Source organism: Okeania sp. SIO3B5 (assembly GCF_010692555.1).
In the GTDB taxonomy this organism is placed as follows: domain Bacteria; phylum Cyanobacteriota; class Cyanobacteriia; order Cyanobacteriales; family Microcoleaceae; genus Okeania.
The window spans coordinates 1-16,365 of record NZ_JAAHHG010000070.1 but is presented as its reverse complement, the minus strand read 5'-3'; the positions used below and the strand labels follow the sequence as shown (position 1 = coordinate 16,365).

Here is a 16,365-nt window from a genome sequence, read left to right as displayed (position 1 = left end):
TTTATTTTAAAATCATAGCTGCCGCGATTGAGTAATTAATCAAGCAAGTATTTATGCGTAAATTTTTTACTAGGAATTTGATGAACGAAAAAAGTAATTGAGATGATTTGCTTATGATAAATATCTACCAAGCTACAGATTTATATACTACTTTTAATGATACGCTCTTGAAGTGCGTGTGGGTGGGATAAAATGCTTTCCAGTTAATAGCTAGGTCATCGCCATTAAAGTACAATCATAGCCGAAATAATCAATGCCCAATTTCCAAAAAGCGTGAGGTACAAAATTTTAGGTTTTAGGTAAAAGGGAAGAAAGATAAGAGTTTACCTCACTAAACCTAGCACCTACTCAAAAAATTCAATGTAGCAAAATTTTATGAATTTGGTAGAAAGTCAGGAACCCCAGGACTAAAGTCCAAGGGCTTGCACACTCTTGTTGCTACGCTCCAAGAAAACAGGCCAACACCTGACCAGCCTAAGACCTCCAAGGTCTACGTTATCGGTAAGCGTTAAAGTTCCTACCTTGGGATGCTCTGCCAGTTCCATGCTCTAGAACCAAATGGTTAAACAAGCATAGTGGGTTAAGCTAGTGCCATTTGGAAAGTACCGATCGATAACATTGGCGAGGCAAAAGTTACCCTAGCAATAGGAGATTAAACATTATGTTTGTTTTTGTATTAGATACCAACAGAAAACCATTAGACTCTTGCGGGTGTGCAAGAGCTAGAAAACTACTCAAATCTGGTAGAGCTTCAGTTTTTCGTAGGTATCCATTTACAATAATTGTTCACGATTTGGAGGTAAAAAACTGTGTAACTCACGAACATCGACTGAAAATTGACCCAGGAGCCAAAACTACAGGTTTAGCAATCCTACAGGATAATTTAGTGATCTGGGGTGCTGAACTAACTCACAGAGGTTTCAAGATTAAAAAGCTATTAAGCAACCGTGGTGCTATCCGCCGGAATAGACGGAATAGAAAAACTAGGTACAGAAAGCCTAGATTTAGAAATAGAAAACGTTCTGAAAGTTGGCTACCACCTAGCTTAATGTCTAGAGTTTTCAATACAGAAACTTGGGTGCAAAGGTTAATCAAATATTGCCCTATAACTGCTATATCTCAAGAGCTGGTTAGGTTTGATACTCAGTTAATGCAAAACTCTGAAATATCAGGAGTTGAGTATCAACAAGGTGAATTGGCGGGCTATGAGTTAAGAGAATATCTACTGGAAAAATGGAATCGTAAATGTGTCTACTGTAGGGCAACTGATACTGCGTTAGAAGTTGAGCATATACATCCTAAGTCTAAAGGAGGTTCAAATAGAGTCAGCAATTTAACTTTGGCTTGTAACTCCTGTAACCAGGCTAAGGGAAACCAAGACATTAAAGACTTTTTATCGGGCCAACCAGACTTACTCAAACGGATATTGAATCAAGTAAAAAAGCCTTTGGCAGATACAGCAGCAGTTAACGCAACCCAATGGAAACTTAAAGAGGTTTTGGAAGCAACAGGGCTATCTATAGAAGTTGGTTCAGGGGGCTATCAACAGTATTAAAATAATTGGACAAAGTTAAACATAAATAGACATTTACTGTGATATACTAGATTTATGTATAATTTATTAAACAATTAAAAGAGGTGGGCGATAAATTGAAATGCAATCAATCAAGACTAAATTAAAAGTTAACAATTATCAAAAAACCATACTTGCTAAACACGCAGGTGTAGCCCGTCATGCTTATAATTGGGGATTAGCAACTTGCATTTCTGAATACAAGGAAACCAAGAAACGGCCTAGTGCTATCACTTTACATAAACGTTTGATTGCTGAAGTTAAAAGTGAAAATCCCTGGTATTATGAAGTATCAAAATGTGCCCCTCAACAAGCATTAAGAGATTTAGAGAGGGCATTTAAAAACTTTCTAACTATTCCCGGACGTGGATTTCCGGTCTTTAAGAAAAAAGGGAAAAAAGACAGTTTCTATTTAGAAGGAAGCATTAAAATCCTGAAAGGAAACTATATAAAGCTGCCAAGGATAGGAATAGTAAAAACCTATGAAATCTTACCTTCTGTACCAGTAAAAAATGTGAGAATCTCAAAAAAAGCAGACAACTGGTACATTAGTTTTAAATATGATGATCAACCAAATCCTACTGCTAAAGAACGAGATATTATTGGTGTAGATGTAGGTATAAACGCTCTAGCAACTTGTAGTGATGGAACAACCTACGCTAACCTCAAAGCTTACAAACAAGCTAAAAAACGATTAGTTCGTCATCAACGTGCAGTCAGCAAAAAAGTTATTGGCTGCAAAAACAGAATTAAAGCAGTAAAAAAATTAGCTAAAGTCCACAAAAAAGTCGCTGATATTAGAGCAGATGCACTACATAAACTCACTTCATGGTTAGCTAAGAACCACAGCACCATAGTAATTGAGGATTTGAATGTTAGTGGAATGCTCAAAAATCACAAACTAGCAAGTGCCATAGCAGACTGTGGCTTTTATGAGTTTAAGCGTCAGTTATCATACAAGTGTGAGTGGTATGGAAGCCAGCTAGTGATCGCAGATAGATTTTATCCAAGTTCTCAAATATGTTCTCAGTGTGGGCATAAACAGAAAATGCCATTGAGTGTGAGGACGTATGAATGTAGTGCCTGTGGTTTAACTGCTGACAGAGACTTTAATGCTGCTGTCAACCTAGAAAACTATGTGAGTCAGTAGGTGGAGTTCCCACCGATTTGAAGCCTGTGGAGAAGATAAGTTGCAGACTGCGGTCAGTGGTCTTCTGTGAAACAGGAAGCTAGCTCCAAAACCCTCATGGGTAAGTTTGGGTAAGTTTAGTAGAACGGATTAACCAAATATAACCGATGCCGACAAAATCTTTCTAAAGCACACTGGTTAGATGCTAGTTGTGTAGGCAAATCAACTCCTGAAAAACTAATAGTTAAAGTTTCATCGCCTTTAGTAATTACTGCCACAGGTAACGGCTCTAGAAAACGTATCATCCCTGATAAATATGGTTTTGCTAGAAGTCATAGACCAAGACAAAAAAGCTTTTTTGGATTTAAAACTGGTGATTTAGTAGTTGCTAATGTTCCCAGAGGTAAAAAAGCTGGATACTATTCTGGTCGGGTTTCGTGTCGAAAATCAGGTAGTTTCAACATACAAACTGCAACTGAAGCAATTCAGGGGATTAACCATAAATACTGCAAGTCTATATACAAAAGTGATGGATACCAATACAACTAATATTACACTGGCGGTTAAAACTGCCGTGGCGCTTTTCCTCCCCCGGTTGAAACACGGGGATCTCCAAGCTGCCGGGAAGGTCTGATGATAAATTGCAAATATTTGAGATTAATTATCGGTACTGTATTTTTCTTGATTTTGCCTCCATCTCTAGTCACAGAGAAAATAGAGAAAGTACAGATATATTCAAAGGCAGTTGCAGAAGAGACTAAAAAATATAGCGATCGCCTGACTGAAGAAAACCTACAAACTCAAGCACAACAACTGGATGAGAAAGCTAAAGAACAACTTGAAAATGGGGAATTAGAAACTGCCTTAGAAATTTGGCAGCAACTCCTAGATATTCATACTCAACAGGGCGATATAGCTGCCACTAGGCTCCGCCAACGCGATAGCGGAACGGAGTTCTATAGCCTCAAGATCGGCAGCACCCTCTACAATATGGCCAGCATCGAGTGGCAACTACAGCAGTATCAGAAAGCTTTAGAGAATTATCAGCAAGCTTTGGAAATTAGTCAACAGTTAGGCGATATAGAGGAAGTTGCTGCCATCCTAGATAATATTAGTACAGTTTATTCTCAGCTGAGTCAATATCCACAAGCATTAGCATCATTAAATAAAGCACTGAAAATACGTAGGCAACTGCGCGATACTACTGCTATTAGTAGTACTTTAAATAAAATAGGTGTTATCTACGATCGCCAAGGTAAATATCCAAAAGCTATAGAGTTTTATGAAGAAGCTTTAGAAATGGCTAAAAGGGAAAAAGATAATGTCAATTTTACTGCAATTTTAAGTAATCTTGGTTTGGTTAATTCAAGGTTAGGTCGCTATAAGGAAGCTATAGATTTTTATCAGAAAATTTTACATAATAATCCCTCAAATAAAGCCAAGTTTTTAACATATATTGGAGCAATTTATCGCCACTTAGAAGAGTTTTCTAAGGCTTTAAAGTTTTATGAACAAGCTTTAGAAATTTATGAAGAAAATCAAGACCGTTTGAGTATAGCAATAACTATAGATAATATAGGTATAATTTATCGAGAACAGGAAAAATATTCCCAAGCATTAGAATATCATCAACAAGCATTAGTTATTTGGGAAGAGTTAGGCGATCGGGAAGGTAAATCTGCTTCTGTTCATAATATTGGTATAGTGTATCGAGAGTCTGGTCAGTATTCTGAATCTCTAGAATTTTTGACTCATACTTTAATTATTGATCGACAACTTGAAAACCAAAATAGAGAAAGAATTACCCTTGCTGATATAGGAAAATTATTAGCAAAAAATGAGAGGCCAGAATTGGCAATAATATTTTATAAACAATCAGTTAATATTACAGAAAAAATCCGCAAAGATTTACAGGTTTTACCAGTAGAGGAACAAAGGGATTATTTAGATGGTACTGTTACTGAAATTTATCGGGATTTAGCTAATTTATTGCTTGAGCAAAAACGAGCTATAGAATCACATCAAATTCTCGATTTTTTGAAAGTACAAGAAGTATTTGAGTATATGGGAGGTATAAAAGCTGATGAGAATAAGTCTAATGAAGTTATTATGCTAAAACTGGAAAATGTTTTTCTAGAAAAATATACTAATTTCTTAGATAATATAGGCACAACTGACGAGAAAAATCAGAATATTTCATTAGAAAAATTAGTTGCTATTCACGATTTTATTCGTAGTGAGGAAATAACAGAAATTAGTTCAGAAATTAAGAATAAAGCTAAGAGTCAAAGACTTAGTCCTGAGATGTTGGTTTTGTTACAGTATGAACTAAAAAAACATAAAAAAGAAAATGCAGTAGTTTTATATCCTTTAATTTTAGAAGACCGCCTAGAATTAATCTTAGTTACTGCTAATTCTCCCCCAGTTCATCGTACAGTGTTAGTTAATCGGGAAGAATTTGATCGAATACTTTTTGCATTTAGGGTAGGATTAATTGATAGGCGAGAAGTTGATAATATCTTTGATTCTAGAGTTGCGAAAGCTGGATTAAAACTTTATAAATGGTTAATTAAGCCAATAGAAAATGACCTAAAAATTAATGGAGTTGACACTATTATTTACGCGCCAGATGGGAAGCTCCGTTATATTCCTTTAGCAGCTTTATATGATGGAGAAAAATGGTTGGCAAAGAGGTTTAAAATTAATAATATTACTGCTGCAAGTATTATGGATTTAAGTCCAAGGAGAAATAGAAATATCAGAATTTTGGCAGGTGCTTTAACTGAAGGAAATTATAGCTTTGCAATTGGTAGAAAAAAGTTTGAATTTGAAGGTTTACCTTTTGCGAAAGTAGAGGTAGAAAAGCTAGCTAGTATTTTTCCTCAAACCAAGAAATTATTAGGAGATGATTTTAGTAAACAGTTTATGGAATTAAGGATGGGTAGCCATAGTTTAATACATTTTGCTACTCATTCTGCTTTTGTTAATGGCAGTCCGGAAGACTCTTTTATATTATATGGAGATGGCGAACTCGCTAGCTTACGAGAAGTAGAAAAGTGGAATTTATATGGTGTAGAGTTAGTTGTTTTGAGCGCTTGTGAAACTGGTAAAGGAAAACAGTTAGGAGATGGTTCAGAAATTCTAGGTTTTGGTTATCAAATGCAAGTTGCGGGTGCAGCAGCAAGTTTAGCAACTTTATGGCAAGTAGATGATCGGGGTACTTCTGAATTTATGAATAATTTTTATACAGCTTTAAGGAGTGGGAAAAATAAGACTAGGTCTATACAAAAAGCACAAATTGCGATGATTAATAGTGAGTATAGTCATCCTTATTATTGGGCACCATTTATTTTGATTGGTAATGGTTTTTGAAGGAAGAAGAAAGAAGGAAGAAGGAAGAAGGAAGAAGGAAGAAGGAAGAAGGAAGAACGAGAAATTTAACCTCTTGAAATGTAAATTATTATATTTACTAAAATCACAAGTAGCATAAAAAATATTTGGAACCCAAGTATTTTTTTATGTTTCGGTTGAAATTTTGAGCTAGTTGTTTTATGGTTCATACCATTTTGAAAAAAGAATGTTACGAATAATAAGAATCATAAATATACTTTCAAATAAAGTCTATTTGACGAAAAAGATAATCCAAAACATCAAAAATGGTATTAAATCTATCCCCATACGAATTCTGGATTCTGAATTCTGTTTGCGAAGCATTCCGTAGGAAATTCTAATAAATACCCTAGCTATTTGTAGCAAACATTTATCAAATTGGTATCATATACTCCATAGCGATAATTGCACCGAAAGTGCCTCCAAAAATTGCGTACAAATGTAATATTTTTTCTGGTATTCTGAGAACAACAATACCAAAAAAAGAAGCTATCTTGTCAAAACTATATGCGAAAAAAGCCAAAATATTTATCCATAGCAAGTAGAAGGCCATCAAAAAAGCGATCGCATTAATTATATTGCTTTCGGAATAATTGTTATTGTTATAAAAATAATCAGCATTTATCAAGTGTTGGACTGTAAAAATCATTAGAGTATCAATTAATCCTAGAGATGAAATTCTATACATAAAATATATATTTTTAAGATTAAAACGATATTTTTTTAAGTCTAAAAATGCGATGATTAAGCTCACAACAATAATTGCTGTGACAACTCTTTGAGAAAAAATATCAAAATTATCGCCAAACAAAAATAATTGTGCAGAGATAGGTACAAATTCAGTAAAAATGTTAGCAAACAATAGTGGGATTATATGAAAAAATGTGTAAAAAGTAATTAGTATGTAAATACAAGAACCGATAATAATGCCAACTACTGCAGCCAAAAAATTAATTGAATCGTCAATAATTTTAACACATATTACTATTGTAGCTACAACACCTACAAACATCACTAAACAACCAAGTACCAGCAGTCCATTATGGAGATTAAAGTACATTATTAGTATGCCAATAATTGTAGTAGCAAGCGCGATCATGAGTCTTTTTGTACGTTCTTGAATCATTTTTTAGTTCTATAAAATTAAAATAACTGTGATACGCAAAATCAAGCGGCATTGCTGAATTAAGGTATGAAAGTAGGTTTATAGGTATGGAGGGAACACTTAACTGGGAACAGGGAACAGTTAATATTAACAAGTAGTTCAAACCATCCAAAATACAAAATCAAAAATATAAAATTATCAAATCATACCCAGAATCAGCAACGCCAATCAAGCTACATCATTTTCGCTATGATTACGCCGTGTGCAACTTTTTTCAACCAATGAAATTTAGAGACTTTTGAAAAGCATATTTTCCTCTAAAGACCTAGAAACGCTGATTATTCTGTAGAAAGTTGCACATCGCGTATGATTATAATATCAAATCCGGTAGCATCGGTGTAATAAGGTAGTGAAATGGTATAATTAGAGCTTGCTGAATAAGTCTTTTGGTAAGGGTAGGAGTCATTTCAGTTATCAGTTATCAGTACCTCTAGCTGAAGGATTTTGACCTAAATTCCGGCACTTTTTCCAGCCCTAAAAATGCTAAAAACTTTATCTGTCAATGATTTTAGATTTAATTAGCAAGCCCTAATTATTCATTATTAATTATTCATTATTCATTGTTGTTTCTGCTTCAACGCCAGTCAGGAGGATAGAGACTATCAACATTAGGCATTTCATCAATCTTTTGTAGCAAATTTCCTAATTTCGGATATTTTTTCTCTATAGGTAAGATGTCTATGTTTAATTTACTCACATCTTCCTGAGCTGCTAATTTTTCGACAAATTTAAAAATAGGATAAATGGCAATATCCGCAGCAGATAATCGATCGCCTGTCAACCAATTTTTATCTGCTAAAACCTCGTCATTGAGTATGGTAAATTCTTCTTTTAATTTCTGGAAATTTTCAATAACTTCCTTCTCTTTTTCTGCTAAACCTCCGAAGAAAATAGGAGGGATAAGCTGAAGTAAAGAGGGCGCAATTACATTTTCAATTTCACATACCTGTTGCCAAATTATTGCTTTCTCTTGGCTAGTATTGCCAAAAAGTTGCCACTCAGGATAGAGAGAATCTAAATACACTAAAATTGCTATAGATTCACGCACAAACAATTCCCCATGTTTTAGTAATGGAACCTTACCACGAGGATTTAAAGCTAGATACTCGGATTGTTTATGTTCTCCTATTGATGGGTCTAAATAATGAGAGACATAATCAACATTATGAATTGCTAAGGCCAGTTGTACTCGCCAAGCAAAAAGACTACCTTGAAAGCAAAAAAGTTCTATTGTTGGATTCATTTTCTTGAATACTATTCCTCATTTTAACGAAGTCAGAAGTTGTTTTTGTAACAGGGATTTGAGCCCCCCTCCAAAAACCCGATCGCCAATCAAGGCGGGGTTTTTAGACCCAATTATTTTGATCGAGAATAAATGCAAAAATTTAGCCTAGTATAACCAAATTAACTCGAACATATCTTTTAATTGAGATAATGTCAAGAGCCAGTATTTTTAACGAAGTCAGAAGTCAGAATTCAGAAGTTATTTTTGTAACGGGGATTTGAGCAACTCTCCAACAATATTTCGCCTTAAAAGGTGGGGTTTTAGACCCATGTTATTTTGATAAATTATATCAAGTTGCACTGATTAACCACAATATAATTAAAGATGAAAAATATGGCATACTCCTCAAGAGTCATCCGCCAAAAAATTTATTTCTTGGCTCAAAGCAGAAGTCATCTAAAGATGACTAAGGAAAAAGATATAGACTTTTGCGCATAGTAGTCAAAAGGAAGAAAGAATTGATAATTTACGGATAATAATCGTACATAAATTATCAATTCTTTCCCCCTACTCCCTACTCCCTACTCCCTACTCCCTCTTTTCTGAAGATGTCTAATAAACAACACTTAATCTAAACATAAGCATAACTTAAATTAGAACCTATAAAATCCCATTACGGTTATTTCTCTAAATAATTTAAGGGTTCTTAATTTATGCCAAATCCAATCCGCTTTGCCAGTTTCAACGCATCTCTAAACCGCAACGAAGAAGGTCAATTAATTCAAGACCTTTCTACACAACAAAACGAACAAGCACAGACAGTAGCAGAAATTATTCAAAGAGTTAATCCTGATGTTTTATTAGTTAATGAATTTGACTTTGACTCAGAAGGGGAAGCAGCCGAATTATTTCAAGAAAAATATTTAGGAATGGGAAAATGTTGCTAATGCTTTTGAAGAACCTCTAGAAATTGACCCTTTAAGTTATAACCCTCGGCAAATAACTGTCAATATCCCGACAGTAAGTATAAACGTTGAACCTAAAACTGTTAGTGAAAATGCAGGTCAATACAGTCTAACTTTCAATTTAAGTGAAGCTGCTCCAGAAGGAGGTTTGCGGGTAGTTTGGTCAGAAACAGATGCTGATGATGCTTTTGGCGATATTGAGTTTCCTCCTGAGTTAACCAATGCTTCTGACTTAGAAGAGCTTGATGCAGTAGGGGATGAACTCGCACGCTCCGCTATTACTGTTGAGGAAGGAGTAACTACAGCAACAGTTACCTGGACAACTATTCCGGATGAGGAGTCTGAAGGGGAAGAAACCACAACTATTGAGTTGATAGAAACAGAAGACTATGTAGTTGATGCAGAAAACCAAGTTGCTCAAGTCACTATTGTCGATCCAGTTGCTCAAGAAATTATTGGTACTCCCGATGATGAACGTCTCAATGGCAACTTTGGAGATGATACCATCACAGGTTTAGCAGGAAATGACACTCTCGTTGGTAGTGGTGGTGACGACTTAATTATTGGCAGTCGTGGCGATGACTTCCTCTATGGCCAAGATGATGATGATGTTTTGGAAGGTCGCCTTGGTATTGACTTCCTATTTGGTGGGGATGGCAACGATGAGATGAATGGTGGTCAAGGTCGCGATCGCTTCAACGGTGGAAGTGGAGATGACACTCTATCTGGTGGTGCTAGTATTGACCGTTTTATCTTTGCGACGAATCAGGAATTTGATGCTGATGATATTGGTGTGGATGAAATTACTGATTTTGTTGTTGGTCAAGATAAAATTGTTTTGGATGGAACGACGTTTACAGCTATTAACAGTATCGAAACAGATTTTGCTGTTGTTACAGGTGCTGCTGCAACTTCTGATGCTGTTATTGTTTACAATGTCAATAATGGTGGGTTGTTCTATAATCCTAATGGTAGTGCTAATGGTTTTGGTGATGGCGCTCGGTTTGCGACTTTGAGTAATGGAGCATTACTTGAAGTTGATGATTTTATAGTTAGAGGCTAAAGATAATTGAAAATCAACCTCAAAGATAGTTCATTAATTGATAATGGATAATTGATAATTACCTCTGGTTAAAACCGCTACGGAATTGAAAATAAGGAAATATTATTTCTTTATTTTCCCCTTAAAAGGGGAGGTTTCAAGGCGCGAATTATTTAATTATTAATTATTAATTATTCGGTAAACTTTTAGTCCAGTAGTGGATCGTTTCATCTAAAAATGTGCATTAGAAAATGGGGGGGTGGGGGATTGAGATGACCGAGTGATAAGGTGATTATCGAAAAGCCTAATGCACTATTTTAGCTGAAACAGTCCAGTAGTGGATTGACACACCTGAAATGGTGCATTAGATGGGGAGTTGGTTCGGGTGGGGAGTTGGTTCGGGTGGGGAGAAAAAGACACCTAGAAATAAAAATAAGAGTGCACAGTTTTAGCTGTGTCGGTCCAGTAGGGTGTGTTAGCGGAGCGTAACTGAGCGAAATATTAAGGATAGGCGGTGCATTACATTTCATTAATACGGTCTACTGGACTTATGTTATAGTATTTACTTGTAGGAATTTGGTTTCCACATCTCATTTTTGTTTGGGTTTGGAGACCGAATCCCTACAGTTTTTTTACAAATTATTTCTTATGGGAAGAGTTATTTCTACGAGTTCTATTAACGTTTTTAAAGAACTTATGAAACTTAAACGTTTAGAAATTAATTGTTTTAGAGGAATAAAGAATTTAACTATTGATTTTGTTGCCAGAGAACCTACTGTATTTATTGGAATTAATGGAGTAGGTAAATCTAGTATTTTAGACTGTATAGCAATTATGTTATCTTGGCTTTTAGCTAGAATTCAGTATGAACCAAAAAGGACAACACACGATTTAGATTTAGATGATGATTATATAGATAAATCACAAGGCAGACGTTTTAGCGAACAGGATGTTACAAATGGATGTGAAAAAACCGACTGTCAAATTATCTTTTCAATTCGTGGTGTAGAAAATCAAATAAGTTTGGGTGTTTTCAACAGCGGTGGAGATTACCACAGTTATAATTTTCGCTCAATAGAAGATGATATTACTACTCAATTGGAAAATAATTCTCAACTTAATATTCCTCTAATTGTTTACTATCCTGTTAATCGTTTTGTACTTGATTTACCTATAAAAATTGAAGAAAATTATGCGTTTAGACAAGTCGATGCTTATGAAGATGCACTTAGTGGAACAAAAATTAATTTTGGTGGCTTTTTTAAATGGTTCAGAATAATAGAAAACACCGAAAATGAAGAACGTCGAGATAATCCAGAGTATCGCGATCGCTTACTTCAAGCAGTTAGAGAAGCTATCTATTCTATATTAGGAAAAAATGACTTTAATGATTTTAGAGCGCGGCGAAAACCTTACCCAAGAATGACTATCAAAAAACAAGACCAAGAACTTGATATTCAACAACTATCTGATGGAGAAAAAAGCTTATTAGCATTAGTAGGTGACTTAGCAAGACGTTTAGCAATAGCTAATCCAAGTTTAGCCGATCCCTTAACAGCAAGTAGTGTGGTATTAATAGATGAAATTGAACAACATTTACATCCTGCTTGGCAGCGTCAAGTAATTCCTAAACTAACAGAAACGTTTCCTAATTGTCAATTTATTATGACTACCCACTCTCCACAAGTTGTCAGTAAAATCAAACCCAATAGCGTTTATATTTTGGAAAAAATAGATGATAATCTTGTTCTTAAAAATCCTTCTAGTTCGTTCGGTAGAGATAGTAATCGTATTTTAGAAGATTTAATGAAAGTTCCTGAACGTCCACAAGAAATCAAAGAAAAATTGATGGAATTATTTCGATTAATAGATAGTGGAAATCTTGAGTCAGCTAGAAAACTACGGCAAGAAATTGAGAAAGAAATAGGTACTGATGAACCAGAATTTGTCAGAGCAGATATATTGATGCGTCGGCGGGATATTTTGAAGAAGTGAAGTATATAAAAAAGAGTGATGAACCTGAAGATTTAGCAAAATTTAAAGCGTCTGCTAATGAAGATTGGCAACCTACTTATAATGATTTAAGGAGCAAAGAAAAAACTAATTTTCATCAAAGTTTACTTGAGGAACAGGGTTATATTTGTTGTTACTGTGGTATGGAAATTAATAAAGAAAATAGTCATATAGAACACCTCAAACCCCGTAGCATTTTTCCAGAAGAAGAGCTAAATTATAATAATTTATTAGCTTCGTGCCAACGTGAAAGAGAAAAAAAAGAACCTCCCCATTGTGGTGTCAAAAAAGCAGATTGGCATGAAGAAAAGTTAATGGTTTCCCCTTTAGAACCGAACTGTAGTAATTTTTTTCGCTATACTGGTTCTGGAGAAATTTTACCTGCAAATGTTTTAGATAAAAAAGAAAAAGAAATTGCTCTGACAACAATTGATAAATTAGGATTAGATATTGATAAGTTGAATGCAATGCGTAAAGCAGCAATTGATGGTATATTAGAAGTTGTAGAAAATCTTGAAAAATCAGAAATAAAGGAATTGCTAGATAGTTTTGATAAATTGGATAATCAAGGTAAGTACATCCCTTTTTGTACAGTAATTACTTACATTATTCAAGAATATTTTCTAGAGGAAAAATAAGCTGAAAATAAACCTGGTTTTTACAAGAAATTTTATGTTTTAACAAAAAACATCTAGAGAAAAATCGGGTTTCTGGGTTCGAGCGATCGCTCCATTTTTAAATATGCTCTGATTGTCTAATTACCATTAGTACAAATTTATCTTATATCAGGCTACATTAATTAACCACAATACAAAAAGATGGCATAGACATTTAGTCATCTTTAGATGACTTAAGCTATTAGCCAAGGATTGAAATCCTTGGATTTATTTTTTGTTGGTAGTCAATTATTAAATCATACCGTCCTTGGTCATAAACCTGATGTAAAATACTTTGTAAATCTACAGTAACTTCTGCATCTTCTGGAAGTAGAGGCAAAGTAAAAATAGGAATCATATCTTGAATTTTAAAGGCATAAAGTTCTGCTTGAGGACGTTGATGATTCGGACTAACTAAAATACAATAATCATAGTCTATATTCTGATTTAAAGTAATCATTGAATTACCTTGACGTAGCAAATCTATTTCTACAAAATTTGTATAGCTATTTAAAATATCCAGGCGTTTTTTTTCATATTTTCTCCTACCTTCTCCTGGATTTTTATTGATAGGAGAAAGAATTTCAATGACCGTAATAACTTCTCCCGTGCCAACTCTCCTAACTTCTAAATATCCTTGTTTAATTGTTTCTGGAAGAGAAAGTTCGATGGTTAAAGGTTGAATAGAAGAGGTTGCAACGGCTACATTAAACTCAGGAGATTTGATAGTATTTTCAGAACTTTTGGCAATGATATTGTCAGGAATACCAATAAGTGTAGATTTTTCTCCACTGGTTTCATAGATTCGCACTTCTACGGCAACTACATATTTAGGCGCTAATTTTTGGTTTAATAATCGAGCAATTTCAGTAATTAGCCAGTGATGTATACTTGACCAATAGGCTGAATTTTCTAAGTAAGGATTTACTCCAGGGAAGGGTGATGGCATGGTAATTTCAGTTATCAGTTATCAGTTATCAGTACCTCGGGAGGCTTGAAATATGGAATCTTCTTTTCTCTCGATCAATATGATTATAATATTTTACCGAAGAATTAAGGTTTAAAGCCTCTCCTTTAAAGGAGAAACAAGAAAATATTTTCCTTTTATTCAATCCTATCCGTTTTTAGGGAGAGGTAATTATCAATTATCCATTATCAATTATCAATTATTGAAGGCTTTGTTGCATGAAAGTATATAGCTGCCGCACTTGCTTGTGCATATGTACTTCATAATGCGCGGAAACTTCTGTAACTATTGGACAATAGTTAAATTGACGATTGATGTTTGAGGGGAAAAATGCTGAAACTTTTATCGGTAAAAGCTTTGAGGTTTAATCAGCAGAGTAATAACTATTGGACAATAGTTAAATAGGATATTAATCATCGCCAAATACAGCGATCGCTTTCTCAGCAGAGTAATAACTATTGGACAATAGTTAAATAGGATATTAATCATAAAAAAACACAGCGATCGCTTTCTCAGCAGAGTAATAACTATTGGACAATAGTTAAATAGAATATCAATAATCGCCAAACACAGCGATCGCTTTCTCAGCAGAGTAATAACTATTGGACAATAGTTAAATAGGATATTAATCATCGCCAAATACAGCGATCGCTTTCTCAGCAGAGTAATAACTATTGGACAATAGTTAAATAGGATATTAATCATAAAAAAACACAGCGATCGCTTTCTCAGCAGAGTCATAACTATTGGACAATAGTTAAATTGATTATCAATCATAAAAAAACACAGCGATCGCTTTCTCAGCAGAGCAATAACTATTGGACAATAGTTAAATAGAATATTAATCATAAAAAAACACAGCGATCGCTTTCTCAGCAGAGTCATAACTATTGGACAATAGTTAAATTGATTATCAATCATAAAAAAACACAGCGATCGCTTTCTCAGCAGAGTCATAACTATTGGACAATAGTTAAATTGATTATCAATCATAAAAAAACACAGCGATCGCTTGGCAGTGCAGAGCAATAACTATTGGACAATAGTTAAATTGATTATCAATCATAAAAAAACACAGCGATCGCTTGGCAGTGCAGAGCAATAACTATTGGACAATAGTTAAATTGATTATCAATCATAAAAAAAACACAGCGATCGCTTTCTCAGCAGAGTAATAACTATTGGACAATAGTTAAATAGGATATTAATCATAAAAAAACACAGCGATCGCTTTCTCAGCAGAGTAATAACTATTGGACAATAGTTAAATAGGATATTAATCATAAAAAAACACAGCGATCGCTTGGCAGTGCAGAGTAATAACTATTGGACAATAGTTAAATAGAATATCAATAATAAAAAAACACAGCGATCGCTTGGCAGTGCAGAGTAATAACTATTGGACAATAGTTAAATAGAATATCAATCATAAAAAAACACAGCGATCGCTTGGCAGTGCAGAGTAATAACTATTGGACAATAGTTAAATAGAATATCAATCATAAAAAAACACAGCGATCGTTTGGCAGTGCAGAGCAATAACTATTGGACAATAGTTAAGATGATTTTTCCTCAAAATTGATGCGCGAAAAGACTTGACTACCATAATTATATAGCTATCAAATGGGTTCTATAGAAACAGAGCGATATAGCTGCGGAATGGATGTTAAGAACGCTACTTTCATGCAACAAAGCCATATTTTACTGTAAACTATTTGTATGGTAAAATTTATCTTCCAGAATCTGTAGCTGACTAGATTGGCCTTAAATTCTCAATTTTCCAGGAATACTAATGATGAGAGCGCGTGAGATATTGCAGGAATATGAAAAAGGTAGACGAGATTTTCGAAATGTGAGTCTTCGGGGTCTATCTTTTAAGAGAAAAGATTTGTCTGGAGCGGATTTTAGTGGGGCGGATATTCGAGGTACTAATTTTCAAGGAGCAAATTTGAGGGGTGCTAAGTTTCAGGGATCTAGGGCAGGGTTACAGAAGCGTTGGGTGGTAGTTTTGCTTGTTGGTGTTTTTGTTTTATATCATGTCCGGATAATTAGTGATAAAAAAACTTTCTCCTTCAACTCCAGTTCTTCTTCTTTCTTCCCTCTTTCCTCCTGACTCCTGACTACTGACTCCTGACTCCTCCGTAGTTATTTATTTATCACTGTTCAACCGGACATGATATTACGCTTTGCTAACGCACCCTACTGGATTGTTTCACCTAAAATAGTGCAGAGCGCTTTTT

At 34.6% G+C, this 16,365-nt stretch carries 15 protein-coding genes and 1 pseudogene; 10 read left to right on the top strand and 6 right to left on the bottom strand.

The annotated features are described in order from the left end of the window. Window positions 1-661: 661 nt before the first annotated feature. Window positions 662-1,552, top strand: a pseudogene (gene iscB, locus F6K54_RS12430) (RNA-guided endonuclease IscB); the annotation flags it as partial. Between the two features lie 103 nt (window positions 1,553-1,655). Then, window positions 1,656-2,723 carry an RNA-guided endonuclease TnpB family protein gene (locus F6K54_RS12425; protein WP_293077887.1) on the top strand — a complete coding sequence of 356 codons (1,068 nt, stop codon included), beginning with the start codon at window positions 1,656-1,658 and terminating at the stop codon, window positions 2,721-2,723. Window positions 2,724-2,839: 116 nt separating this feature from the next. Here F6K54_RS12425 and F6K54_RS12420 read toward each other — a convergent pair whose 3' ends face one another. Further along, window positions 2,840-3,007 carry a hypothetical protein gene (locus F6K54_RS12420; RefSeq protein ID WP_293077885.1) on the bottom strand — a complete coding sequence of 56 codons (168 nt, stop codon included), beginning with the start codon at window positions 3,005-3,007 and terminating at the stop codon, window positions 2,840-2,842. A gap of 328 nt (window positions 3,008-3,335) precedes the next feature. Here F6K54_RS12420 and F6K54_RS12415 point away from each other — a divergent pair, with 328 nt between their 5' ends. After that, the gene (locus F6K54_RS12415; protein WP_293077883.1) at window positions 3,336-6,074 is read left to right on the top strand and encodes a tetratricopeptide repeat protein; all 2,739 of its coding nucleotides are present in this window, start codon (window positions 3,336-3,338) and stop codon (window positions 6,072-6,074) included. Further along, window positions 6,064-6,192, top strand: coding sequence for a hypothetical protein (locus F6K54_RS12410; RefSeq protein ID WP_293077881.1), 129 nt, complete (start codon window positions 6,064-6,066; stop codon window positions 6,190-6,192). The genes F6K54_RS12415 and F6K54_RS12410 overlap by 11 nt, the downstream gene beginning before the upstream one ends. Window positions 6,193-6,465: 273 nt before the next feature. On the opposite strand, the gene F6K54_RS12405 is transcribed toward F6K54_RS12410, so the two are convergent. Then, window positions 6,466-6,954, bottom strand: coding sequence for a DUF1294 domain-containing protein (locus tag F6K54_RS12405; protein WP_293077879.1), 489 nt, complete (start codon window positions 6,952-6,954; stop codon window positions 6,466-6,468). 64 nt (window positions 6,955-7,018) lie between these two features. On the opposite strand from F6K54_RS12405, the gene F6K54_RS12400 reads away from it, so the two are divergent. Beyond that, a complete protein-coding gene (locus F6K54_RS12400; RefSeq protein ID WP_293077877.1) occupies window positions 7,019-7,213 on the top strand; it encodes a hypothetical protein in 195 nt (64 codons plus the stop codon). Between the two features lie 618 nt (window positions 7,214-7,831). Here the strand turns inward: F6K54_RS12400 and F6K54_RS12395 are convergent. After that, window positions 7,832-8,500, bottom strand: a complete 669-nt coding sequence (locus tag F6K54_RS12395; RefSeq protein ID WP_293077876.1) for a glutathione S-transferase family protein — start codon at window positions 8,498-8,500, stop codon at window positions 7,832-7,834. A 695-nt stretch (window positions 8,501-9,195) separates the two neighbouring features. Here F6K54_RS12395 and F6K54_RS12390 point away from each other — a divergent pair. The 4 genes from F6K54_RS12390 (at window position 9,196) to F6K54_RS12375 (ending at window position 13,140) form a co-directional block, all read left to right on the top strand. Beyond that, window positions 9,196-9,429: an endonuclease/exonuclease/phosphatase family protein gene (locus tag F6K54_RS12390; RefSeq protein ID WP_293077874.1), complete on the top strand. Its 234-nt coding sequence runs from the start codon at window positions 9,196-9,198 to the stop codon at window positions 9,427-9,429. 166 nt (window positions 9,430-9,595) lie between these two features. After that, window positions 9,596-10,510 (top strand): calcium-binding protein, encoded by a 915-nt coding sequence (locus tag F6K54_RS12385; protein WP_293077872.1) that lies wholly within the window; start codon window positions 9,596-9,598, stop codon window positions 10,508-10,510. A 675-nt stretch (window positions 10,511-11,185) separates the two neighbouring features. Beyond that, window positions 11,186-12,484, top strand: a complete 1,299-nt coding sequence (locus tag F6K54_RS12380) for an AAA family ATPase (protein WP_293077870.1) — start codon at window positions 11,186-11,188, stop codon at window positions 12,482-12,484. Next, a complete protein-coding gene (locus F6K54_RS12375; RefSeq protein WP_293077868.1) occupies window positions 12,481-13,140 on the top strand; it encodes a retron system putative HNH endonuclease in 660 nt (219 codons plus the stop codon). Before F6K54_RS12380 ends, F6K54_RS12375 begins: the two co-directional genes overlap by 4 nt. Before the next feature lie 220 nt (window positions 13,141-13,360). Here the strand turns inward: F6K54_RS12375 and F6K54_RS12370 are convergent, their stop codons facing one another. The 3 genes from F6K54_RS12370 to F6K54_RS12360 form a co-directional block, all read right to left on the bottom strand. Beyond that, the gene (locus F6K54_RS12370; protein WP_293077867.1) at window positions 13,361-14,107 is read right to left on the bottom strand and encodes a DUF4058 family protein; all 747 of its coding nucleotides are present in this window, start codon (window positions 14,105-14,107) and stop codon (window positions 13,361-13,363) included. A 360-nt stretch (window positions 14,108-14,467) separates the two neighbouring features. Continuing rightward, on the bottom strand, window positions 14,468-15,118 hold the full coding sequence (locus tag F6K54_RS12365; RefSeq protein ID WP_293077865.1) for a hypothetical protein: 651 nt from the start codon (window positions 15,116-15,118) through the stop codon (window positions 14,468-14,470). A 138-nt stretch (window positions 15,119-15,256) separates the two neighbouring features. After that, the gene (locus tag F6K54_RS12360; protein ID WP_293077864.1) at window positions 15,257-15,409 is read right to left on the bottom strand and encodes a hypothetical protein; all 153 of its coding nucleotides are present in this window, start codon (window positions 15,407-15,409) and stop codon (window positions 15,257-15,259) included. Window positions 15,410-15,917: 508 nt separating this feature from the next. Between F6K54_RS12360 and F6K54_RS12355 the strand changes: the two genes are divergently transcribed. Then, a complete protein-coding gene (locus F6K54_RS12355; protein ID WP_293077862.1) occupies window positions 15,918-16,238 on the top strand; it encodes a pentapeptide repeat-containing protein in 321 nt (106 codons plus the stop codon). Window positions 16,239-16,365: the final 127 nt, after the last annotated feature.